The following is a 20,833-nucleotide window of genomic DNA, read 5'->3' on the forward strand; positions in this document are numbered from 1 at the left end:
CGCCACCAGAGACTGCATGGCGTCTTCCATGGCCGCCGATCATAGCGGCTTTGCGGATGCGCACGAACCCCGGCGGTGGATTTAACCAGCGTCGAAGTCAAGAGAACGTCAACGCCAGCGTTGGAGATCGCATGACCCAGGCCGCCGTCCATTCCCCTTCCCGTCCATTCAACCCCTGGCTGTTCCTCGCCCTGCCGCTGGGCCTGGCGGCACTGCTGCTGGCCTTCGAGCCGGTGACCCTCGACCTCGCCCTGGCCAACCTGATGTACGACCCGGGCGCCGGCTTCATCGGCCGGCACAGCTGGTTCCTGGAGAACATCCTGCACGACCGGGTCAAGCAACTGGTGATCGCCATCAGCGTCCTCGGCCTGCTGGTCTCCATCGCCGGACTGTTCCACCGGCCATGGCGCGCACTGAGCAGGCCGCTGGCCTATGTGTTCCTCGCCATGAGCCTTGCAGCCAGCATAGTCACTCCGCTCAAGGCGCTCACCGCCGTGCAGTGCCCCTGGAGCCTGGCGCAGTTCGGCGGCGAGGAAACCTATAGTTCGCTGCTCAGCCCACGGCCGCCGACCGAGCACCCCGGACGCTGCTGGCCGGGCGGGCACGCATCGTCCGGATTCGTCCTGTTCGCGCTGTTCTTCGCCCTGCGCGACCGCAAGCCCAGGCTGGCGCGCTACGCCCTGGCCTTCGCCTTCGCCATGGGCTGTCTTCTATCGCTGTCGCGCATGCTGCAAGGTGCGCACTTCCTCTCGCACAACCTGTGGACGATGCTGTTCGACTGGCTGATCTGCCTCGGCCTGTACCGCCTGATGCTCTACCGACCGGAGACGCGGGGACAGCGCAACGGCGGCGCCGACGAAAACCGCGTTCAGGAAGACGATTCGTCCGCTCCCAGCACGCCGAACTCGATGGGCACCTTCATGTAGAACAGCCGCACGCCGGCCTGGCGGATCGACTCGAACAGCCGTTCTGACTGCTCGGGATCGACCGCCATGAGGATTTCCTGCGGCTGGTCGGCCAGCTCGAAGAAGTGCATCGAATGCAGCCGGCCGCTCTGGCCGAAGCCTTCGCTGGCAGCCAGCGCGGTGGCACCGCGCACGCCCAGGCGGCGCGCCTCTTCCAGCAGCCAGTCGCAGATCGGCTGGCCCTGGTGGCGGCGCCCCTGCTGGGTGATGAAGGTCAGTTGATAGCCTTGCATGGTCGGTCCTCCCGCTGCGCTATTTGCCCAGCATCCAGTTCATCGAGAACAACCCCAGCAGGGTCATCAGCAACGACCCGCTGACGTGCGTCGCGATGGCCCCGGCGGCCCAGCCCAGGCGGCCCTCCTGAAGCAGGCTGACGACCTCGGCGGAAAAGGTGGAGAAAGTGGTCAGGCCGCCGCAGAACCCGGTGATGATCAGTAGCCGCCATTCCGGAGCGATGCCCGGCGCCTGGGCGAAATAGGCAATCGCCGCGCCGATGACATAGCCGCCGATCAGGTTGGCCAGCAGCGTGCCGGGGGGAATGCTGGGCAGCAGGCTGTTCAGCTTGAGCCCGAGGAACCAGCGCAGCAACGCCCCCAGGGCGGCGCCGAGGGCGATGGCGAGAATGGATTTCCACATAGTCCTGTCCTTGTAGGAGCGATTCGGACAGGCGGCAGGCGAGCGCCTACGCGCCTTTCCAGGTTCATGCGTAGGCATCATCAGCCCCAGGGGCGGTTGAAGGAGGAATGCCATCTCCTGTCGGCAAGATTGGCACAAAGCGAGGCACCTATCAAAGGCCGGAGTACGCCGGATCGCCCGAAGCGTGCCAGTCTAGGGAACCTTCCCCCTTCCTTCGCCGGAGCACCCATGCGCCCAGTCCTGCTGCTTTGCTGCCTGTTCCTGTCCGCCACCGCCCAGGCCGAGGATTGCTCGCCGCAAACCTCTGTCGGTAGCTGGTGCGAGCTGCCGCTCGCGGCCCTCCACCCGACCCAGCAGAATGTCGGCCTGCTGCAGGTCGAGGATGACCAGGCCAAGCTCGCCGGGAAGAAGCCCAAGGCTCTCGAGCGCTACTTGCGTAAGAAGGAGATTCCGGTGGTGATCGGCCCCGGCGGCCGCTTCTACCTCACCGATCGCCATCACCTGAGTAGCGCGCTCTGGCGCCTGGACCCGAAACAGGGCGTGCCGGTGAAGGTGATCGGCCGGCTACCCCAGGCCAGCGACTTCTGGGAGAAGATGCAGGAAAACCACTGGGTCTGGCTGCACGATGCGCGTGGCGCGGAGATCCCGCCCGAGGCCCTGCCGGACGCTCTCGCCGGGCTTGGCGACGATCCCTACCGCGCCCTGGCCGGCTACGCCGAGGACGAGAACGCCTTCGACAAGGATCGGCAGAGCTATTTCATCGAATTCCACTGGGCGCGCTATTTCGGCGAACGCATGCACTGGCGGCCGATCAGCCGCGCCACTCTGCCCGACGACCTGAAGCAGGCACTGCGCCTGGCCTGCGAACCGGCGGCAAGGGAGCTGCCGGGCTACCGCCAGGACTGCCCGCACTGAGGAATAAAAAAGCCCCGCCGAAGCGGGGCTTTTCCAACCACAGGGGCCGGTCGGCTTACATCATGCCGCCCATGCCGCCCATGCCGCCCATGTCAGGCATGCCGCCCATGGCCGGCTTGTCTTCCACGATCTCGGCAACCATGGCTTCGGTGGTGATCATCAGACCGCCGATGGAGGCCGCAGCCTGCAGAGCGGAACGAGTGACCTTGGCCGGGTCCAGGATGCCCATCTCGATCATGTCGCCGTACACGCCGGTAGCAGCGTTGAAGCCGTAGTTGCCGGAACCCTGCTTGACCTTGTCGACCACTACGCTCGGCTCGTCGCCGGCGTTGGCCACGATCTGGCGCAGCGGCGATTCGACGGCGCGACGCAGCAGGGCGATACCGACGTTCTGCTCCTCGTTGTCACCCTTCAGGCCTTCGATGGCTTGCAGGGCACGAACCAGGGCTACGCCGCCGCCGGGAACCACGCCCTCTTCCACCGCTGCACGGGTAGCGTGCAGGGCGTCTTCGACGCGGGCTTTCTTCTCTTTCATCTCGACTTCGGTGGCAGCGCCTACCTTGATCACGGCAACACCGCCGGCCAGCTTGGCCAGGCGCTCTTGCAGCTTCTCGCGGTCGTAGTCGGAAGTGGTTTCCTCGATCTGCTTGCGGATCTGCAGGACGCGGGCTTCGATATCAGCCTGCACACCGGCGCCATCGATGATGGTGGTGTTTTCCTTGTTGATCACGACGCGCTTGGCGTTGCCCAGGTGCTCCAGGGTAGCGCCTTCCAGGCTCAGGCCGACTTCTTCGCTGATCACGGTACCGCCGGTGAGGATGGCGATGTCCTGCAGCATGGCCTTGCGGCGATCGCCGAAGCCCGGAGCCTTGACAGCCGCGACCTTGACGATGCCACGCATGTTGTTCACCACCAGGGTGGCCAGGGCTTCGCCCTCGACGTCCTCGGCGACGATCAGCAGCGGACGGCCGGCCTTGGCGACGGCTTCCAGCACCGGCAGCATTTCGCGGATGTTGGAGATCTTCTTGTCGACCAGCAGCAGCAGCGGGCTATCCAGCTCGGCAGCCATGGTGTCCGGCTTGTTCACGAAGTAGGGGGACAGGTAGCCGCGATCGAACTGCATGCCTTCGACGACGGACAGTTCGTTTTCCAGGCCCGAGCCTTCCTCGACGGTGATCACGCCTTCTTTACCGACTTTTTCCATGGCTTCGGCAATGATCTGGCCGATGGACTCGTCGGAGTTGGCGGAGATGGTGCCTACCTGGGCGATGGCCTTGGTGTCGGCGCAGGGCTTGGCCAGCTCTTTCAGCTGGGCGACGATAGCCACGGTGGCCTTGTCGATGCCACGCTTCAGGTCCATCGGGTTCATGCCGGCGGCAACGGCCTTCAGGCCTTCGTTGACGATGGCCTGGGCCAAGACGGTCGCGGTGGTGGTGCCGTCACCGGCAGCGTCGTTGGCCTTGGAGGCAACGTCTTTCACCAGTTGCGCGCCCATGTTCTCGAACTTGTCTTTCAGCTCGATTTCCTTGGCGACGGAAACGCCGTCCTTGGTGATGGTCGGAGCGCCGAAGGACTTGTCCAGAACCACGTTGCGGCCTTTCGGGCCGAGGGTGGCCTTGACGGCATCGGCCAGCACGTTCACGCCGACCAGCATTTTCTTGCGAGCGGAATCGCCGAACTTAACTTCTTTGGCAGCCATGTTCTCTTTCCTCTAAATCGAATTCGGTGAAAACGGAGTGGTGAGACCGATCAGTCTTCCAGGACGGCGAGGATTTCGGACTCGCCCATCACCAGCAGTTCCTCGCCATCGACCTTGATGGCGTTGCTGCCGGAGTAAGGCCCGAAGACCACCTTGTCGCCCACCTTCACTGCCAGAGCGCGCACTTCGCCGTTGTCCAGTACACGACCGGTACCTACGGCTACCACTTCACCGCGGTTCGGCTTCTCGGCGGCGGAACCCGGCAGCACGATGCCGCCTGCGGTCTTGGTCTCTTCCTCGCTGCGACGGATAACGACGCGATCATGCAGAGGACGAAGCTTCATAGTCGTAACTCTCCCAAACAGTGGTTTCCAACGGCCGGATCGAAGTCCGGCGGGTTTTGTTGAAGCCGGCGTTGCCGGGTTGCGACTCGACGCGCGAGCCGCGTAAGACAGCCTGCCCTTGTGGCAGGGACCTTGCGGTGACCGTTACATAAGGTCGCCACAAGCCATTTCAAGGGCATGCAGTGAAATTTTTTTTCAGTTGCGCGAATCGTCGCGGCGCTCGTACTCGCCCTCGATGACGTTCGGCCGCGACGGACCCTGTCCGTAGCGGGCGTTCAGGTCGTCGGCGAAGGCGCGCCGGCGCAGCGCCTGCTGTTCGACGCGGCGGCGCAGGCCGCCGAGCATCAGGCGACGGGTGAAAGGAATCAGGCAGAGGATGCCGAAGATGTCGCTGATGAAACCCGGCAGCATCAGCAGGCCGCCGCCGACGGCGATCAACAGGCCTTCGAGCATTTCCTGCTCCGGCAGTTCGCCACGGGCCAGTCGTTCGCGGGCGCGCCAGGCGGTGGCCACGCCGGCCACGCGCAACAATGCAGCACCGATGAAGGCGCTGGCGACGATCAGGAACAGGGTCCAGCCGACCCCGATGACACTGCCGACCTTGATCAGGACGGCCAGCTCGACCAGCGGGAAGAGCAACAGCAGAAAGAGGAAAGCGCGCATTTCAGAGTCCTTGGCGGGGCCCGTTTGCCCCCGGTACCACCAGTAGTTGGCGCCAGCCGGGGAAGAATTCAACCCTGCTCCGGCTCGACGGTAGGCCAGCGCTCGGCCCTGGCCAATTGCACCAGCGCCTGGCGCACGGCCCCGGGGTTGCCGCAGGCGGCGGGGAACGGCAGCCAGTGCAGGCCCTGGCCGATGCGCAGGTGGAAACCTTCTGTATCAATTCCCGCCAGCTGCGCCGCGGCATGCGCCGGCAGTCCGGCCAGTTCCACATAGTGGGCGATGGCGGCGGCGTGGTCGCTGTTCATGTGCTCGACCATGCCGCGCTCGGCTTCTCCGGCGAACGGATTGGCCAGCGGCACGCGCTCGGCGGCCAGCCAGTGGATCGCGCCGAAACCGCCGATGAAACGCCACTGGACCGGCTGCAGCACCCAGAAGTCGAAATCGTGGACCCGATGGTAGTCGGCGGACTCGGGGAAATAGCGGTAGTAACGCTCGGCCGCCGCGGCGACCTCCTCCTCCGCCAATTGCCGCGCCTCGGCCAGCAGGGTGAGGCGGCCGACAGCCTGGATATCCTCGGCGCCGCGCTCGCCTACCAGCATCGAGCAGCGCGGGTCCGCCTGCAGGTTGTGGGTGTGCTGGGCGATCCGGCTGATCAGGATCAGCGGCCGGCTTTCGGCATCCAGGCAATAGGGAACCACCGAGCCGAAAGGAAAGCCCGGCCATTTCTTCGAGTGGGTGGAAAGGACCGCACGGTATTCCTTGAGCAGCAATTCTCGGGCATTCTTTGCAGCTTCAACGCTCAATTTATGACTCCTTGCATAGAATCCGTCGTAAACGGACGGGCATATCAAAGTGCGTTCGCAGGTGCCGGCAAGGTCCGCTTCCAGAAACTGCTCGTGGGGTTCCAAGCAATGCAATTGAAAGACAAGGTCATCATCATCACCGGCGGCTGCCAGGGGCTCGGCCGGGCAATGGGCGAATATCTCGCCGGCAAGGGCGCCAGGCTGGCCCTGGTCGATCTCAACCGCGAACGTCTCGACGAAGCCGTCGCTGCCTGCAAGGCCGCCGGTGGCGACGCTCGCGCCTACGTGTGCAACGTGGCGGACGAGGAACAGGTTACCCACATGGTGGCCCAGGTCGCCAGCGACTTCGGCGCGATCAACGGCCTGGTCAACAACGCCGGCATCCTCCGCGACGGCCTGACCATCAAGGTCAAGGACGGCCAGTTGAGCAAGATGAGCCTGGCCCAATGGCAATCGGTGATCGACGTCAACCTCACCGGTGTGTTCCTCTGCACCCGCGAAGTGGCGGCGAAGATGATCGAGCTGAAGAACGAAGGCGCGATCGTCAACATTTCCTCGATCTCCCGCGCCGGCAACATGGGCCAGGCCAACTACTCGGCAGCCAAGGCCGGGGTGGCCGCGGATACCGTGGTCTGGGCGAAGGAACTGGCGCGCTACGGCATCCGCGTGGCCGGCGTGGCGCCGGGCTTCATCGAGACCGAGATGACCGCCGGGATGAAACCCGAGGCGCTGGAGAAGATGACCGCCGGCATCCCCCTCAAGCGTATGGGCAAGCCGGTGGAGATCGCCCACTCGGTGGCCTACATCTTCGAGAACGACTACTACACCGGCCGCGTTCTCGAACTGGACGGCGGCCTGCGCCTGTAGGCCCCGGCCCCGCAAGGAAAAAGCCCCGCTATCGCGGGGCTTTTTCGTGCAGGCCGGCTTACCAGCCGACCCCGAGGCCGAAGGTATAGCGGCGCTGGTTGACGTTGCCGTCGTTGCCGCTGAACTTGTCCCATTCCGCCTTCATGCTCAGCGAAGCCCAGCTGGTCAGCTTGTAGCGGATCCCCGCCTCGGTCTGCAGCTCGTAGTCCAGGCCGGATTGCAGCGGCTTGCTGACCTCGCCGTTGGTGAACAGCTCGAACTGCTTGGCCAGCAGGTAGCGGTTGTAGTCCCACTTGAAGCTCGACGAATAGAAGTGCTCCTTCTCGCCATCGGCGAACTCGTAGTCGTTGCGGTTGACCAGGGTGGCGATGGAGAACGCGCCCAGCTCGTTGTCCCAGAACTGGTAGCCGGGGCCGGTACCGACGGTACGCTTCTTCGCCAGGTCCTCGATCATGTCGCGCTTGTAGGCGACCTGGCCCTGCCAGAACCAGTGGTCGTCGATGAAGCGGTCCAGCGCGTACTGGCCGGAATAATTGTCGGTGCTGACCTGGCCGTTCTTCTTCTCGCGGTTGTACTCGCCCTGCACGTTGTGGCGCCAGAGTCCGTGGCGGGCGTTGGTCTTGAAATCGATGTCGTAGTCGGACACATCGTTCTCGGCCTGCTTGCGGTCCAGCGAGAAATCGACGTTGCCGTTCCATACCCAGTCCTGGAGGATCGGCTTGGGCGGCATCATCTGCTGGATGCTGGCCAGCTCCACGGTCTTCGGCTCGCCGTTGACCAGGGTCACCTGGCCCGGCCCGGCGGCCTTGATGCCCTTGGAGTGCTCGCCAGTCTCGGCATCCTGCTTGACCAGCAGGTTCTGCTCGCTCTCGAAGGTGGAGATCTTGTCCCACTTGAGCGTGATGTCGCCGCCATAGTCGGTCTTCAGCAGCAGCTTGCCGCCGTCGAACAGGGTGATCTTGCCGGTAAGGCGGTCACCGTTCTTCATCCAGACCGTATCGGCAAGGGCAGAGGTGGAACTTGCAAGGGCAGCGAGGCACAGCAGGATTCTCGACAACATGAGCACAAATCAACTGAGTTGGGTTCGAAGAGGCCGGCATTATCCAAATGCCGGGCGGCAGAGCAAGGACCGGGGCACGGGCGGTAAAGTTCAGCCGGATCGACCGAAAGGTGAGCCGCGTCACCAGCCGACGCCGACCCCGATCAGGTAATGCCGGTCGGACTGGGTGCCCCCCTCGGTGCGCAACTGGTCCAGTTCATAGAGGAACGAAAGACGCGCCCAACTGTTCAGGCGATAGCGCAGGCCGTATTCGCTGTCGAGCAGGTAGTCGATCCGCTCGATGCCGGGAACCAGCACGGTCCCCTTGCTGTACAGCTCCAGCCGGGTGCCGGCGAGCAGCCGCTTGTAGTCCCACTCCAGCGAATAGGAGGTGAAATCCTCGCGCGGCTGATCGCGCCACTCCAGTTGCCAGCGACTGATCTCGGCGACCAGGTCGAAACGCCCGAGTTCGTCGTCCCAGAACTGGTAGCCGGGGCCGGTTCCCAGCGCGCTCTGGCGCTCCAGGTTGTCGATCGCATCGTGCTTCTGCGAATAGCTGCCGCGCCAGAACCAGTGTTCGTCGAAGAAGCGATCGAGGTCGTAGTCCAGCTCCCAGTTGTCCTCGACCTTGCGCCCGTCCTTCTTTTCCCGCTCCACTTCCCCCGCCAGCACGTGGCGCCAGGCACCGTGGCGAAGCCGGGTATCGCCCTTGAGCTTCCATTCGTCCTTGTCGCTGTCGTTGCGCTTGCTATCCAGCTTGACGTCGAGATTGCCCTCCCAGACCAGGTCCTCCACCAGCGGTCGCGGCGGCACCATCTGGCGAATACTGGCCAGCGGGACGGTATGGCTGCCGCCATCGACGATCCGCACCATGCCCTTGCCCGCCGCCTCCAGGGTTCGGCTACGCTGCCCGGATACGCCCTGCTGCTTGATCAGCAGGGGTTTGTCGGAACTGATGGTGTCGATATCCTTCCAATCGATCAGCACCTGGCCGGCATAACGGGTCTTCAGCGCCAGCTTGCCGCCGTCCATCAGCACGATCTCGCCGGACAGGCGGTCGCCGTTGTCCAGCCATACGGTGTCGGCCAGCGCGGGGCCGGCCAGGAGCATCACGACGATTGAACAGAGGGCTCTGAGCGACATGGGCGTTCACAAGGCGGACAGGAAAGGGAAAACCGATGAGCATGCATGGGCCGGCAGCGACCCGGCAAGTGCCCAGGCGCGCCGCGAGGCCCTGTACCTGGTGCTGGCGCAGGTGCCGCCGGGGCAGGTGGTCAGCTACGGGCAACTGGCCGAACTGGCCGGCCTAGGCCGCGCCGCCCGCTGGGTCGGCAGGACGCTCAGCCAGTTGCCGGTGGATACCCGCCTGCCCTGGCATCGGGTTCTCGGCGCCGGCGGTCGCATCAGCCTGCCGGCGGACAGTCCCGGCGGTCGCGAACAACGCGCACGCTTGCGCGAGGAAGGCGTTCTCCTGCACAACGACAGGGTGGACATACGTCGGCATGGCTGGCTTACAGCGAAGTAGAGCGGTTAGAGTGCGCGTTATTTTTTGCGGAACGGTTACCCCATGACTCAGCAATCCTGGCGAGAGGCCCTGGTCGCCTACAAGTCTCCCGCCAGCCTGGCCCTCCTGCTGCTCGGCTTCGCCGCCGGCCTGCCGACCATGCTGGTGTTCAACACCCTGTCGGTGTGGCTGCGCGAAGCCGGCGTGGCGCGGGATACCATCGGTTTCGCCAGTTGGCTGGGGCTGGTGTACGCCTTCAAGTGGGTCTGGTCGCCGATGCTCGACCAGTGGCGCCTGCCCTTCGTCGGCCGTCTCGGCCGGCGCCGTTCCTGGCTGGTGTTCTCGCAGGTGCTGATCGCCCTGGGACTGCTCGGCATGGCCCTGTGCAATCCGCAGAGCCACCTGCCCTGGCTGATCGGCCTGGCCCTGCTGGTGGCGTTCGCCTCCGCCACCCAGGACATCGCGATCGACGCCTACCGCCTGGAAATCGCCGAGGATAGCCGCCAGGCCGCCCTCGCTGCCTGCTACATGACCGGCTACCGCGCGGCGATCCTGCTGGCCAGCGCCGGCGCGCTGATTCTCGCCGAATGGTTCGGCTCCACCAGCCTCAACTACAGCCAGTCGGCCTGGGGCCTGACCTATGCGTTGTTCGCCCTGCTGATCCTGCCTGGGCTGGTCACCAGCCTGCTGATCCGCGAGCCGGCGGTGGACGTGCCGATCCACGTCAACCCGTCGCGTTTCGACTTCAACCACCAACTGCTCTCGGTGCTCCTGCTGCTGATCCTGCTGATCTCGCTGCCGGCGATGATCACCGCCCTCCTCGACCGCGCCTGGCCGCGCGCCGGCCTCTACGCGCTGCTCATGGGGATCTGCCTGTCGCCGTGGGGACGCCAGCAGATCCGCCCGGTCCGCGAACTGCTCGCCACCGTGCGCAGGCCGCTGCTGGTGGCGGCGCGCGGCAAGGAAGTGCCGCTGTTCGATTTCGTCCACCAGGCGGTCTCGGTGATGGTGCTGATCATCCTCCTCGTCACCGTCACCGCCATGTGCCGCGCCTACTACTCCGGCGCCTGGCCGCGCGGCACGCTGTTCCTGCTGATCGCCGCGTCCTGCCTGTCGGCACCCGGACGCCTGCTGATGGCCCCGGTGCTGACGCCGATCACCGAGTTCGTCCAGCGCTATCGCTGGCAGGCCCTGCTGCTGCTCGGCCTGATCTCCACCTATCGCCTGTCGGACACGGTGATGGGGGTGATGGCCGGGGTCTTCTACATCGACATGGGCTTCTCCAAGGAAGTCATCGCCAGTGTCAGCAAGGTCTTCGGCGTACTCATGACCCTGATCGGCGCCGCCGCCGGCGGGGTGCTGATCGCCCGCTTCAGCATCCTCTCCATCCTGTTCATCGGCGGTGCCGCTTCGGCTGCCACCAACCTGCTGTTCGCCATGCTCGCCCAGCTCGGCCCGCTGCACGCCGAGGCCCTGCCCAGCCATGACGTGATCAGCCTGGTGATGGCACTCGAGCCGCACGTGCTGATGCTGGTGATGACCATCACTCTCGACAACTTCAGCGGCGGCCTCGCCGCCTCGGCCTTCGTCGCCTACCTGTCGAGCCTGACCAACCTGAAGTTCTCCGCCACCCAGTACGCCATGCTCAGCTCGACCATGCTCCTGCTGCCGCGCTTCATCGGCGGCTACTCCGGAACCATGGTCGAGAGCCTCGGCTACGAGCACTTCTTCTACGTCACCGCGGTGATGGGCATTCCCACCCTGCTGCTGATCGGCTGGTTGTGGCTGCGCCGCGCGCCGTCCAGCGAGACGCCGGCGCCGGGACACCAGAACGCCGAGCAGCACTGAGGCGAGAATGAAAAAGGCCGGCATTCGCCGGCCTTTTTCGTGGATCGCACGGACCTCAGTCGGCCATCGCGCCCTGCACAACCTTGACCACCCGCTGCGGGAAGGGAATGCCGATACCTTCCTTGCCCAGCGCGTCGCGGGCCTTTTCGTTGAACATGAACATCACGTCCCAGTAGTCGGCGTTCTTCACCCAGACCCGCAGGGACAGGGTAATCGCGCTTTCGCCGAGATTGGAAACCACCGCCACCGGTGCCGGGTCCTTCAGAACCCGCGGATCGTCGGCCATGGCCAGGAGAATGTTCTGCGCATTCTTCAGGTCGGCGTCGTAGTCGATGCCGACGTCGAAGATCACCTTGCGCAGCGGCTCGGCGGAGTAGTTGGTCACCGTTCCGTTGGACAGCGCCCCGTTGGGCACGATGATCCGCTTGTTGTCGCCGCTACGCAGCACGGTGTGGAAGATCAGGATCGAATCCACGGTGCCGGCCACGCCCTGTGCCTCGATCCAGTCGCCGACCTTGAACGGGCGGAACAGCAGGATCAGCACGCCGCCGGCGAAGTTAGCCAGGCTGCCTTGCAGGGCCAGGCCGATGGCCAGGCCGGCGGCGCCGATGGCGGCGACGAAGCTGGTGGTCTGGATGCCGATCATGGAAGCCACGCTGACCACCAGCAGGATCTTCAGGACGATGCTCACCAGGCTGCCGACGAAGCCTTGCAGGGTGCGGTCGACGCTGCGCCTGGCGAGCAGGCCGCCGACCCGGCCGGTCAGGGTGTTGATCAGCCACCAGCCGATCGCCAGGGTCAGCAGCGCCAGGGCGACCTTGCCGCTGTACTCCAGCACGATCGGCAGCCAGGACTCGGTCTGCTGCACCAGTCGGTCGTAGTTCAATTCCATGCATTACCTCCATTTCTCGAAAAACACCCCTCCCTTCCGCAACGGAAACGGGACGGGCTTGCAGATTCCTGCCCGGACGCCGTGGGGCGACGTTTCCGGGCCTGGATACGAATCGGCGCAGCGCGGACGAACCGACGCTGCGCCGACAGGGGCGGACAACGCGGGAGAGGTCGCGGCGGCGCTACTCCCTATTGCGATGCCCGGGATGGCGAGAGGTTCCGAAAAACCTCGTCAATCGCGGAAGTTGGTGAACTGCAACGGCATGCCGAGGGATTCGCCGCGCAGCAGGGCGATGGCCTCCTGCAGATCGTCACGCTTCTTGCCGGTGACGCGCACCTGCTCGCCCTGGATGGCGGCCTGGACCTTGAGCTTGCGCTCCTTGATCAGACCAACGATCTTCTTCGCCAGGTCCTTGTCGATGCCCTCGCGGAAGTTGACGTCCTGCTTGACCACCTTGCCCGACGGGTAGGCATCCTTGATCTCCATGCACTGGCTGTCGACCTTGCGCTTGACCAGGTTGGAACGCAGGATGTCGAGCATCTGCTCGAGCATGAAATCGGCTTCGGCGGTGAGGGTCACCGACTTGTCCTTGGCTTCGAAACTGCATTTGCCTTTCAGGTCGAAACGGCGATCCAGTTCCTTGATGGCGTTGTCCACGGCGTTGGTCAACTCGTGTTTGTCCAGTTCGGACACCACGTCGAACGAAGGCATGTCATCTCTCCAGATGGACGGCGCGACAGGGTTCACAGACGGAACCGCGCCTGGCTTGACGGTAAAAAATGCCCGCCCATTATAACCGAGCCCTCGCGAGCGAATGCCCGCCGGTGTGGCGGAGACCGACGATTTCTTCCCGATGGCGCGCGCGACCGCGGCCGGGACCCGGCCTCCCGCGACGAACCGGGCCCTTGCCGGCAGCGTACCGGCGCCCATCCTCTTCTCGAGTCCGTTCATGCCCAACCCCGATCTCAGCATCCTGGTCGTCGACGACGCCAAGTTTTCCAGCGCCATGATCGGCCGCGCCCTCAGCCAGGCCGGCTACCAGGACATCCGCTTCGCCAGCAGCGCCAGCGAGGCCCTGCAGCAGCTCGAACAACGCCCGGTCAGCGTGCTCCTGGCCGACTGGCTGATGCCGGAGATGGACGGCCTGGAACTGACCGCCCGGGTCCGCCAACTGGACGAAAGCATCAACCACTACACCTACATCGTCCTGCTCACCGGCAAGGAAGGCGAGAACGTCCTCGGCGAGGCCTTCGACCGCGGCGTCGACGACTTCGTCAGCAAGGCCGCGATGAACGAGCAACTGGTGCCGCGCATCTACGCAGCCGACCGCCTGTGCAACACCCTGCAACGGTTGCTGGTGGAAAACCGCCTGCTCACCGAAAACATCGCGCGGATGGAAGAACGCAACCTGGTGGATACCCTCACCGGCCTCGGCAATCCCCGCTACCTGCGACAGAAGCTGGCCGACAGCCTGCGCCAGGTGGAAACCCGCGGTGGAGCGCTGTGCTACCTGCTGGTCGGCATGCCCGAGGCACCGGTCCTGCGCCAGCGGCACGGCGAGGCCTTCCATCGCGAGCTGCTGCTCGGCGTGGCCAGGCGCCTGCAACAGCTGGTCCGGCCGCTGGACGTGCTGGTGCGCCTGGACGAACAGCATTTCGCCCTGATCACCCTGGTGGAGGACCTGCACGAATGCTCGTCGAGCAGCTTCAAGCGGCTGCACGACGGGCTCAACCTGAAGGCCTTCAAGACCAGCGAAGGCTTCATCAGCCTGAAAGCCGGCATCGCCATGCTCGGCCTCGACAGCGGGGCATTGCCGCTGGGCATCGACGAACTGCTGCAGCGCACCGAGGCCCTGTTGCCCGATGCCTATGCCAGCGGCAGGATCGCAACCTGCCGGCTACCGGCACTGCGCTAGACTTCGCCCTATCGTCAGCCATTCGCAGTAGCCACCATGACCTGGCATATCCTCGGCGCCGGTAGCCTCGGCAGCCTCTGGGCCGCGCGCCTCGGGCGCGCCGGCCTGCCCGTCCGCCTGATCCTGCGCGACCGCCAGCGCCTGCGCCGCTACCAACAGGCCGGCGGACTGAGCCTGGTGGAAGACGGCCAGGCCAGCCTCTACCCGATCGCCGCGGAAACCCCGGACGGCGGGCAACCCATCCAGCGCCTGCTGCTGGCCTGCAAGGCCTACGACGCGGAGGAAGCCGCCTCCAGCGTGGCCCATCGCCTGGCCGGCAACGCCGAACTGCTGTTGCTGCAGAACGGCCTGGGCAGCCAGCAGGCGGTCGCCGCCCGCCTGCCGCGCAGCCGCTGCCTGTTCGCCTCCAGCACCGAAGGCGCGTTCCGCGATGGCGATTTCCGCGTGGTCTTCGCCGGCCGGGGGCACACCTGGCTCGGCGATCCGCGCGACACAAGCGCCCCCGCCTGGCTGGCGCAGCTGTCCCAGGCCGGGATCCCGCACAGCTGGAGCGACGACATCCTCGAACGGCTGTGGCGCAAGCTGGCCCTGAACTGCGCGATCAACCCGCTGACCGTCCTCCACGATTGCCGCAACGGCGGCCTGCGGCAGCACCCGGAAGAGATCGCCGCGCTTTGCGACGAACTCGGCCAGTTGCTCCACGCCAGCGGCTACGACGCCGCCGCCAGGAGCCTGCTGGAGGATGTCCGGGCGGTGATCGACGCCACCGCGGCCAACTATTCCTCGATGCATCAGGACGTCACCCGCGGCCGGCGCACGGAAATCGGCTACCTGCTCGGCTACGCCTGCCAGCACGGGCAGCGCCTGGGACTACCGCTGCCGCGCCTGGGAACCTTGCTCGCCCGCCTCCAGGCCCATCTGCGCCAGCGCGGTTTGCCCGACCGCTAAAGCGCGTTACCCTGCCCGCCATTCCTTTTCGCCGCGGACCGCCAGAGCCCATGAACCTGCGCCAGCGCCTCGACAACCTGCCCGTAGGGCAGAAACTGCTCGCCGCCCTGCTGATCCTGCTGGCTACCGTGCTGCTGGTGGCCAACCTGGCGTTCATCAGCGCCGCCTACTGGATTTCCCAGGAGAGCGTCGCCCCCCAGGCGATGCAGACCATCGGCCGGCTGATCGCCAACCCGGCGCTCAGCCAGCCGGCACTCAGTTCGCCGCAGACCGCCGAGGTCCTGCTGCGCCAGCTCAACGATTACCAGCCGTTGCGCGCCGCGGCCCTGTACGACAGCAATGGGCTGATGCTGGCCGACCTGCAACGCGGCGACACCCTCAAGCTGCCGGCCCGCCTGGACCGCCTGGAGCACTGGAGGCGCGGCGAGTACCGCCTCAACGCGCTGATCGAACTGCCCCAGGAAAACGCCCGTCCCGGCTACCTGCTGCTGGTGGCCAGCGGTGAACTGCCGAGCGCGTTCTACACCGGAACCCTCACCGCCAGCCTGGCGATCCTCGGCGTCAGCGTGCTGCTCTGGCTGCTGGTGGCGCAGCAGATACGCCGCCTGATAACCCGGCCGATCCGCGATCTCGAGGAACTGTCGCGGCAGGTCACCCGCGAGGAGAACTACGCCCTCCGCGCCCAGCGCGGCAACGGCGACGAGATCGGCCGCCTGGCCGACGCGTTCAACACCATGCTGACCCGCATCGAGGCCCGCGAGCAGCAGCTCAAGCGCGCCCGCGACGATGCCCAGGAAGCGGTCGAGCAGGCCCAGAGCCTGGCCGAGGAAACCCGCCGCTCGAACCGCAAGCTGGAACTGGAAGTGCAGGTGCGCAGCAAGATCGAGAAGAAGCTCACCGGTTTCCAGCACTACCTCAACAGCATCATCGACTCCATGCCTTCGGCGCTGATCGCGGTGGACGAGCAACTCTACGTCACGCAGTGGAACCAGGAGGCCAGCCAGCTTTCCGGCACCAGCCTGGACGATGCGGTCAACCAGCCGGTGTTCCTCGCCTTTCCCTCGCTCAAGCCGTTCCTTCCGCAGCTCACCCGGGCTGCCGAGAAGCACAGCGTGGAGCGTGTCGAACGGGTCACCTGGGCGCTGATCGACACGCCACGCCACTACGCCCTGACCTTCTACCCGCTGATGGGCGGCACCGGCCGCGGCGCGGTGATCCGCATCGACGACATCACCCAGCGGCTGAGCCTGGAAGAAGTGATGGTGCAATCGGAGAAGATGCTCTCGGTCGGCAGCCTCGCCGCCGGCATGGCCCACGAGATCAACAACCCGCTCGGCGCGATCCTGCACAACGTGCAGAACATCAAGCGGCGCCTGTCCCCGGAGCTGGCGAAGAACGTCGAGCTGGCGGCCGAGGTCGGAGTGCCGCTGGAAGACATCAATCACTACCTCGACGGCCGCGACATCCCGCGCCTGCTGGAAGGCATCCAGCACGCCGGCTCGCGGGCAGCGAAGATCGTCACCCACATGCTCGCCTTCAGCCGCCGCAGCCACCGGCAGATGACCGCTTGCGAACTGCCCGCACTGCTCGAACAGGCGGTGGAAATCGCCGGTAACGACTTCGACCTGGCCGAAGGCTTCGACTTCAAGTCGTTGCAGATCGTCCACGAGTTCGACCCCAACCTCGGCCCGGTGCCGGTGATCGCCAACGAGGTCGAGCAGGTCCTGCTCAACCTGCTGAAGAACGCCGCCCAGGCCATCCACCAGCGCGACGACGAAGAGGAAGGCGAACAGGGCCGGATCGTCCTGCGCACGCGCCTGACGCCGCCCTGGGCGGAAGTCCAGGTGGAAGACAACGGCAGCGGCATGCCCGAACTGGTGCGCAAGCGTATCTTCGAGCCGTTCTTCACCACCAAGGAAGTCGGCCAGGGCACCGGTCTCGGCCTGTCCGTCTCGTATTTCATCATCACCAACAATCACAAGGGCCAGATGGAAGTACGCTCGGAACTGGGCCGCGGCACCTGCTTCAGCATCCGCCTGCCGCTGGAAAGCTCCGAAGCGGTCGCCCCGGCACAAGCCAAGGCCCTGCCGCCCGCTCTGCCGCAACCCGGTAGCAGCCTGCGGCGGGGCGACGAAGAGGAAGGTTGAATCCATGGGCAATCGATTGTCGAAGATCTACACCCGTACCGGCGACCGCGGCGAGACCGGCCTGGCCGGCGGACGCCGGGTGCCCAAGAGCCATCCACGCATCGAGGCGATCGGCGCGGTGGACGAATTGAACAGCCAGTTGGGCCTGCTCCTTGCCGAGCTGCTGGAAGCGCGTGGCGCACATCCCGGCCTGGAGGAGATCGTCCAGGCGCTGGCGCCGGTGCAACACCGCCTGTTCGACCTCGGCGGGGAGCTGGCGATGCCGGAGTATCGGGCCCTGGACGAGACGGAAGTGGCACGCCTGGAAAGCTGCATCGACCGCTGGAACGACGAGCTGGGCCCGCTGAAGAATTTCATCCTCCCCGGCGGTTCCCGCCTGGTCGCCCAGGCCCATGTCTGCCGCAGCCTGGCGCGCAGTGCCGAACGGCGCTGCCAGGCGCTGGACCAGGAGGAAACGCTGGAGGGCGTCGGCCTGTGCTACCTGAACCGGCTCTCCGACCTGCTGTTCGTCGCCGCCCGCGCCATCGCCCGGCGCCAGGGCGTGGCGGAGATTCTCTGGGAGGCGGCGGCAAAACCGGACTGACGGCGAGCGAGGGCTCGGCATCGAGACGAAAAAAAGGAGGCCGAAGCCTCCTTTTTTCTTCATTCCACCGTCAAAGGCCGCCCGGCCAGAACGCACGGATACCCGCCACGCCTTGGGCTCCATGCTCCCAAGCCTGCTCGGCTTGCTGCGGACCGAGGCCACCCAGCAGGTAGACCGGCTGGTTGAAGCCGGCGATCAGTTCGGCGGCCTTGTCCCAACCCAGCGCCGGCTCGCCGGGATGGCTCTCGGTCGGCTGTACCGGCGAAAGGGTGACGAACTCCACTCCCATCGAGGCAGCCAGGGCCAGTTCCTCCGCGTCGTGGCAGGAGGCGGCCAGCAGGCGCCCTTCGGGGAACGGCCGACCGGCGCTGGCGTATTTGCGCAGTTGAGCGGAGGTCAGGTGCCAACCGGCAGCCGGGAAGTCGCCCAGCCACTCCAGCGGGCCTTTCAGCATCAGTTGCGCCTTGCCGGCGCAGAGTCCCTGGATATCGATGGCGAGATCGCGGTATTCGGGACTGAACATGTTCGGCGCGCGCAACTGGATCAGGCGGATGCCCGCCTCCACCGCCTTGCGTACGCCGCTGATCAGCTCGCCCGGCTCCAATCCGTCCGGGGTGATCAGGTAGTGCGCCGGCAGGCGCGCGGCCTGGACGATCGGCGCGTTGGCGGCGGGGAACTCGTAGTCGGCCAGCTCGCGCGGCTCCACCCAGGCCAGCGGTTGGCCCTCGGCGCCGTGGGCTTCGCCGGAAAACCCGTCGACCTCCCAGACATCGAGCAGGACGTGCTTGTCGGCATAGTCGTGACGGACCTGGATCAGCGGCCGGGCCCGCTCGACACGGATGCCCAGTTCCTCTTCCAGCTCACGGGCCAACGCCGCGCGCACCGGCTCGCCGTCCTCCACCTTGCCCCCGGGAAACTCCCACAGGCCGCCCTGATGCTTGTCTTCCGGCCGCCGGGCGATCAGCACCCGGCCATCGGAGCCACGAATCACGGCCGCGGCGACATGTACTCGTTTCACGGATCATCTCCTCGCTACTGCCGTCACGCACCGCCGGAAGCGGCGGACGGCCATCAACTACCGGCCTGCTCGCGCAATGCCGCGTCGTACCAGGTGCGGAACGCAGGCCACTGATAAATCGTCTCGACATAGGTCCGGGCGATATCCGGCAACTCCACCGCATAACTGCGGAAACGCGCCGCCACCGGTGCGTAGAACGCATCCGCCAGGCTGGCGTGGCCGAACAGGAACGGACCGTCCTGGCCGAAGCGCCGCCGGCAATCCGCCCAGGCTTCGCAGATACGTTGAATATCCTGTCGTGTCGCCTCGGACAATTCCACCAATGGCTGCTGGCGCCGCAAGTCCATCGGCAGCTCGCCGCGCAACGCGGCGAAACCGCTGTGCATTTCCGCGCAGACCGAACGGGCCAGCGCCCGCGCCGCCTCGCCGCGCGGCCACAGGTGGGCCTCGGAGAAGCGCTCGGCGAGGTACTCGGCGATGGCCAGGGAATCCCAGATGTCGCCATCCTCGCTTTTCAGCAAGGGCACCTTGCCGGTCGGCGAATATTGCAGGATCCGCTCCCGGGTATCGGGCCGCCCCAGCGGGACGAGGATCTCGTCGAACGCCGCCCCGCTCATGCGCAGGGCCAGCCAGCCCCGCAGCGACCAGGACGAGTCATTGCGATTGCCAATCACGATGGTCAGGGCCATGCGCCTCTCCTCTTCGGCCGCCCGACGCGGACGGCCATGCACCAGAGAACTTAAGAGGCGCACGGACCGATGGCAAATTCCCGATTTTCATCCATCGATGAAGGATCGGAATGCCTGGCTTCAGGTGCGGTACTCTGCGTTGATCTTCACGTATTCGTGGGACAGGTCGGTGGTCCAGATGGTCTCGCTGCAGGTGCCGCGTCCCAGTTCGATGCGGATGCCGATCTCGGCCTGGGCCATCACCGCCGCGCCCTGCTCCTCGGTGTAACTGGCCGCCCGGCCGCCACGGCTGGCGATACAGACGTCGCCAAGGAACACGTCGATCTTGCTCACGTCCAGATTGGCCACGCCAGCACGTCCGACCGCGGCGAGGATGCGTCCCCAGTTCGGGTCGGAGGCGAACAGCGCGGTCTTGATCAGCGGCGAGTGGGCCACGGCATAGCCGACATCCAGGCACTCCTGGTGGGTGGCGCCGCCGTTGACCTGGACAGTGACGAACTTGGTCGCGCCCTCGCCGTCGCGAACGATGGCCTGGGCCAGCTCCATGGAAACCTCCAGTACCGCTTGCTTCAACGCGGCGAACAGCGCGCCGCTGGCCTGGGTGACTTCCGGCAGCGCCGCGCGACCGGTGGCGATCAGCATGCAGCAGTCGTTGGTGGAGGTATCGCCGTCGATGGTGATGCGGTTGAAGGACTTGTTGGCGGCGTCGCGCAACAGATCCTGCAGCACGCCCTGGGCGACCTTGGCGTCGGTGGCGATATAACCGAGCATGGTCGCCATGTTCGGCTTGATCATCCCGGCGCCCTTGCTGATTCCGGTGACGGTCACGGTCACGCCATCGTGCACGAACTGGCGGCTGGCGCCCTTGGGCAGGGTATCGGTGGTCATGATCCCCGCGGCAGCTTCGGCCCAGCGGTCCTCGGCCAGGTCGGCCAGGGCCGCAGGCAACGCCGCCTCGATCTTGGCCACCGGCAGGGGCTCGCCGATCACCCCGGTGGAATATGGCAGCACCGAAGTCTCGGCGACCCCGGCCAGTTCGGCGAGCTTGGCGCAGGTTTGCGCGGCGGCGGCGAGGCCGGCCTCGCCGGTACCGGCGTTGGCGTTGCCGGTATTGGTCAGCAGGTAGCGCACCTCACCGAGGAAACGCTGTTTGGCCAGGGTCACCGGCGCGGCACAGAACGCGTTCAGGGTGAACACCCCGGCCACGCTGGAGCCTTCGGCGCAGCGCATGACCACCACGTCTTTGCGCCCCGGTCGCTTGATGCCGGCGGAAGCGATGCCGAGTTCGAAACCGGGGACCGGGTGCAGGGTGGACAGGGGGCCAAGACCGACAGCCATGGGAACGCGCTCCTTTACCA

22 protein-coding genes and 1 riboswitch are annotated in these 20,833 nt (G+C 65.8%); of the genes, 9 read left to right on the forward strand and 13 right to left on the reverse strand.

Features of this window, described 5'->3' with window-relative positions; all coding sequences use genetic code 11:
- Nucleotides 1-131 precede the first annotated feature (131 nt).
- On the forward strand, nt 132-926 hold the full coding sequence (locus HMPREF3014_RS22845; RefSeq protein ID WP_003112760.1) for a phosphatase PAP2 family protein: 795 nt from the start codon (nt 132-134) through the stop codon (nt 924-926).
- Here HMPREF3014_RS22845 and HMPREF3014_RS22850 read toward each other — a convergent pair.
- The gene (locus tag HMPREF3014_RS22850; protein WP_003112759.1) at nt 869-1,198 is read right to left on the reverse strand and encodes a DUF190 domain-containing protein; all 330 of its coding nucleotides are present in this window, start codon (nt 1,196-1,198) and stop codon (nt 869-871) included. The genes HMPREF3014_RS22845 and HMPREF3014_RS22850 overlap by 58 nt on opposite strands.
- Nucleotides 1,199-1,217: 19 nt before the next feature.
- Nucleotides 1,218-1,601, reverse strand: a complete 384-nt coding sequence (crcB, locus tag HMPREF3014_RS22855) for a fluoride efflux transporter CrcB (RefSeq protein ID WP_003123286.1) — start codon at nt 1,599-1,601, stop codon at nt 1,218-1,220.
- 64 nt (nt 1,602-1,665) lie between these two features.
- A riboswitch (Fluoride riboswitch) is annotated at nt 1,666-1,728 on the reverse strand.
- Between the two features lie 101 nt (nt 1,729-1,829).
- Here crcB and HMPREF3014_RS22860 point away from each other — a divergent pair.
- Nucleotides 1,830-2,516 (forward strand): ParB-like protein, encoded by a 687-nt coding sequence (locus HMPREF3014_RS22860; protein ID WP_003102671.1) that lies wholly within the window; start codon nt 1,830-1,832, stop codon nt 2,514-2,516.
- 55 nt (nt 2,517-2,571) lie between these two features.
- On the opposite strand, the gene groL is transcribed toward HMPREF3014_RS22860, so the two are convergent.
- The 4 genes from groL to HMPREF3014_RS22880 all read right to left on the reverse strand — a co-directional run bounded on the left by groL (nt 2,572) and on the right by HMPREF3014_RS22880 (nt 6,025).
- On the reverse strand, nt 2,572-4,215 hold the full coding sequence (gene groL / locus HMPREF3014_RS22865) for a chaperonin GroEL (protein ID WP_003094059.1): 1,644 nt from the start codon (nt 4,213-4,215) through the stop codon (nt 2,572-2,574).
- A gap of 50 nt (nt 4,216-4,265) precedes the next feature.
- Complete coding sequence (locus tag HMPREF3014_RS22870; protein ID WP_003094064.1) at nt 4,266-4,559, reverse strand: co-chaperone GroES; 294 nt, start codon at nt 4,557-4,559, stop codon at nt 4,266-4,268.
- A 195-nt stretch (nt 4,560-4,754) separates the two neighbouring features.
- A complete protein-coding gene (locus HMPREF3014_RS22875; RefSeq protein WP_003094066.1) occupies nt 4,755-5,222 on the reverse strand; it encodes an FxsA family protein in 468 nt (155 codons plus the stop codon).
- A gap of 68 nt (nt 5,223-5,290) precedes the next feature.
- Nucleotides 5,291-6,025, reverse strand: coding sequence for a HugZ family pyridoxamine 5'-phosphate oxidase (locus tag HMPREF3014_RS22880; protein WP_023087797.1), 735 nt, complete (start codon nt 6,023-6,025; stop codon nt 5,291-5,293).
- 108 nt (nt 6,026-6,133) lie between these two features.
- Here HMPREF3014_RS22880 and HMPREF3014_RS22885 point away from each other — a divergent pair, with 108 nt between their 5' ends.
- Nucleotides 6,134-6,892 carry an SDR family oxidoreductase gene (locus tag HMPREF3014_RS22885; protein WP_003094072.1) on the forward strand — a complete coding sequence of 253 codons (759 nt, stop codon included), beginning with the start codon at nt 6,134-6,136 and terminating at the stop codon, nt 6,890-6,892.
- Between the two features lie 58 nt (nt 6,893-6,950).
- On the opposite strand, the gene HMPREF3014_RS22890 is transcribed toward HMPREF3014_RS22885, so the two are convergent.
- The gene (locus HMPREF3014_RS22890; RefSeq protein WP_003120892.1) at nt 6,951-7,958 is read right to left on the reverse strand and encodes a DUF481 domain-containing protein; all 1,008 of its coding nucleotides are present in this window, start codon (nt 7,956-7,958) and stop codon (nt 6,951-6,953) included.
- Between the two features lie 114 nt (nt 7,959-8,072).
- The gene (locus HMPREF3014_RS22895; protein ID WP_003120893.1) at nt 8,073-9,074 is read right to left on the reverse strand and encodes a DUF481 domain-containing protein; all 1,002 of its coding nucleotides are present in this window, start codon (nt 9,072-9,074) and stop codon (nt 8,073-8,075) included.
- Here HMPREF3014_RS22895 and HMPREF3014_RS22900 point away from each other — a divergent pair.
- Together HMPREF3014_RS22900 and ampG are read left to right on the forward strand one after the other, a co-directional pair.
- Complete coding sequence (locus tag HMPREF3014_RS22900; protein WP_003112757.1) at nt 9,073-9,456, forward strand: MGMT family protein; 384 nt, start codon at nt 9,073-9,075, stop codon at nt 9,454-9,456. The genes HMPREF3014_RS22895 and HMPREF3014_RS22900 overlap by 2 nt on opposite strands.
- Before the next feature lie 42 nt (nt 9,457-9,498).
- Nucleotides 9,499-11,283 (forward strand): MFS transporter AmpG, encoded by a 1,785-nt coding sequence (gene ampG / locus HMPREF3014_RS22905; RefSeq protein WP_003094076.1) that lies wholly within the window; start codon nt 9,499-9,501, stop codon nt 11,281-11,283.
- A 55-nt stretch (nt 11,284-11,338) separates the two neighbouring features.
- Here ampG and HMPREF3014_RS22910 read toward each other — a convergent pair whose 3' ends face one another.
- Nucleotides 11,339-12,175, reverse strand: coding sequence for a mechanosensitive ion channel family protein (locus HMPREF3014_RS22910; protein ID WP_003094078.1), 837 nt, complete (start codon nt 12,173-12,175; stop codon nt 11,339-11,341).
- A gap of 231 nt (nt 12,176-12,406) precedes the next feature.
- The gene (locus tag HMPREF3014_RS22915; protein ID WP_003106526.1) at nt 12,407-12,886 is read right to left on the reverse strand and encodes a YajQ family cyclic di-GMP-binding protein; all 480 of its coding nucleotides are present in this window, start codon (nt 12,884-12,886) and stop codon (nt 12,407-12,409) included.
- Nucleotides 12,887-12,989: 103 nt separating this feature from the next.
- Here HMPREF3014_RS22915 and HMPREF3014_RS22920 point away from each other — a divergent pair, with 103 nt between their 5' ends.
- From HMPREF3014_RS22920 to HMPREF3014_RS22935, 4 genes are read left to right on the forward strand one after another with little or no spacing between them, the layout of a single operon-like run.
- Nucleotides 12,990-14,090, forward strand: a complete 1,101-nt coding sequence (locus HMPREF3014_RS22920; RefSeq protein ID WP_003106524.1) for a GGDEF domain-containing response regulator — start codon at nt 12,990-12,992, stop codon at nt 14,088-14,090.
- A gap of 36 nt (nt 14,091-14,126) precedes the next feature.
- Nucleotides 14,127-15,038, forward strand: a complete 912-nt coding sequence (locus tag HMPREF3014_RS22925) for a putative 2-dehydropantoate 2-reductase (protein WP_003110160.1) — start codon at nt 14,127-14,129, stop codon at nt 15,036-15,038.
- A gap of 50 nt (nt 15,039-15,088) precedes the next feature.
- Complete coding sequence (locus tag HMPREF3014_RS22930) at nt 15,089-17,185, forward strand: sensor histidine kinase (protein ID WP_003106517.1); 2,097 nt, start codon at nt 15,089-15,091, stop codon at nt 17,183-17,185.
- A gap of 4 nt (nt 17,186-17,189) precedes the next feature.
- Complete coding sequence (locus tag HMPREF3014_RS22935; protein WP_003106516.1) at nt 17,190-17,768, forward strand: cob(I)yrinic acid a,c-diamide adenosyltransferase; 579 nt, start codon at nt 17,190-17,192, stop codon at nt 17,766-17,768.
- 70 nt (nt 17,769-17,838) lie between these two features.
- Here the strand turns inward: HMPREF3014_RS22935 and HMPREF3014_RS22940 are convergent, their stop codons facing one another.
- The 3 genes from HMPREF3014_RS22940 to argJ all read right to left on the reverse strand — a co-directional run bounded on the left by HMPREF3014_RS22940 (nt 17,839) and on the right by argJ (nt 20,813).
- Nucleotides 17,839-18,786, reverse strand: coding sequence for a Nudix family hydrolase (locus HMPREF3014_RS22940; RefSeq protein WP_003112754.1), 948 nt, complete (start codon nt 18,784-18,786; stop codon nt 17,839-17,841).
- Between the two features lie 53 nt (nt 18,787-18,839).
- A complete protein-coding gene (locus HMPREF3014_RS22945) occupies nt 18,840-19,475 on the reverse strand; it encodes a glutathione S-transferase family protein (protein WP_023087798.1) in 636 nt (211 codons plus the stop codon).
- Between the two features lie 120 nt (nt 19,476-19,595).
- Nucleotides 19,596-20,813 carry a bifunctional glutamate N-acetyltransferase/amino-acid acetyltransferase ArgJ gene (argJ, locus tag HMPREF3014_RS22950; RefSeq protein ID WP_003110156.1) on the reverse strand — a complete coding sequence of 406 codons (1,218 nt, stop codon included), beginning with the start codon at nt 20,811-20,813 and terminating at the stop codon, nt 19,596-19,598.
- Between the last annotated feature and the right edge of the window lie 20 nt (nt 20,814-20,833).

It is taken from the genome of Pseudomonas sp. HMSC065H01, assembly GCF_001815235.1.
Taxonomy (GTDB): Bacteria; Pseudomonadota; Gammaproteobacteria; order Pseudomonadales; family Pseudomonadaceae; genus Pseudomonas; species Pseudomonas aeruginosa.

Bases quoted from the DNA above. Each gene is read 5' to 3' on its own strand.
- HMPREF3014_RS22845 (WP_003112760.1), top strand. From the start codon at position 132: ATGACCCAGGCCGCCGTCCATTCCCCTTCCCGTCCATTCAACCCCTGG.
- HMPREF3014_RS22850 (WP_003112759.1), bottom strand. From the start codon at position 1,198: ATGCAAGGCTATCAACTGACCTTCATCACCCAGCAGGGGCGCCGCCAC.
- crcB (WP_003123286.1), bottom strand. From the start codon at position 1,601: ATGTGGAAATCCATTCTCGCCATCGCCCTCGGCGCCGCCCTGGGGGCG.
- HMPREF3014_RS22860 (WP_003102671.1), top strand. From the start codon at position 1,830: ATGCGCCCAGTCCTGCTGCTTTGCTGCCTGTTCCTGTCCGCCACCGCC.
- groL (WP_003094059.1), bottom strand. From the start codon at position 4,215: ATGGCTGCCAAAGAAGTTAAGTTCGGCGATTCCGCTCGCAAGAAAATG.
- HMPREF3014_RS22870 (WP_003094064.1), bottom strand. From the start codon at position 4,559: ATGAAGCTTCGTCCTCTGCATGATCGCGTCGTTATCCGTCGCAGCGAG.
- HMPREF3014_RS22875 (WP_003094066.1), bottom strand. From the start codon at position 5,222: ATGCGCGCTTTCCTCTTTCTGCTGTTGCTCTTCCCGCTGGTCGAGCTG.
- HMPREF3014_RS22885 (WP_003094072.1), top strand. From the start codon at position 6,134: ATGCAATTGAAAGACAAGGTCATCATCATCACCGGCGGCTGCCAGGGG.
- HMPREF3014_RS22900 (WP_003112757.1), top strand. From the start codon at position 9,073: ATGGGCGTTCACAAGGCGGACAGGAAAGGGAAAACCGATGAGCATGCA.
- HMPREF3014_RS22895 (WP_003120893.1), bottom strand. From the start codon at position 9,074: ATGTCGCTCAGAGCCCTCTGTTCAATCGTCGTGATGCTCCTGGCCGGC.
- ampG (WP_003094076.1), top strand. From the start codon at position 9,499: ATGACTCAGCAATCCTGGCGAGAGGCCCTGGTCGCCTACAAGTCTCCC.
- HMPREF3014_RS22910 (WP_003094078.1), bottom strand. From the start codon at position 12,175: ATGGAATTGAACTACGACCGACTGGTGCAGCAGACCGAGTCCTGGCTG.
- HMPREF3014_RS22915 (WP_003106526.1), bottom strand. From the start codon at position 12,886: ATGCCTTCGTTCGACGTGGTGTCCGAACTGGACAAACACGAGTTGACC.
- HMPREF3014_RS22920 (WP_003106524.1), top strand. From the start codon at position 12,990: ATGCCCGCCGGTGTGGCGGAGACCGACGATTTCTTCCCGATGGCGCGC.
- HMPREF3014_RS22925 (WP_003110160.1), top strand. From the start codon at position 14,127: ATGACCTGGCATATCCTCGGCGCCGGTAGCCTCGGCAGCCTCTGGGCC.
- HMPREF3014_RS22930 (WP_003106517.1), top strand. From the start codon at position 15,089: ATGAACCTGCGCCAGCGCCTCGACAACCTGCCCGTAGGGCAGAAACTG.
- HMPREF3014_RS22935 (WP_003106516.1), top strand. From the start codon at position 17,190: ATGGGCAATCGATTGTCGAAGATCTACACCCGTACCGGCGACCGCGGC.
- HMPREF3014_RS22945 (WP_023087798.1), bottom strand. From the start codon at position 19,475: ATGGCCCTGACCATCGTGATTGGCAATCGCAATGACTCGTCCTGGTCG.
- argJ (WP_003110156.1), bottom strand. From the start codon at position 20,813: ATGGCTGTCGGTCTTGGCCCCCTGTCCACCCTGCACCCGGTCCCCGGT.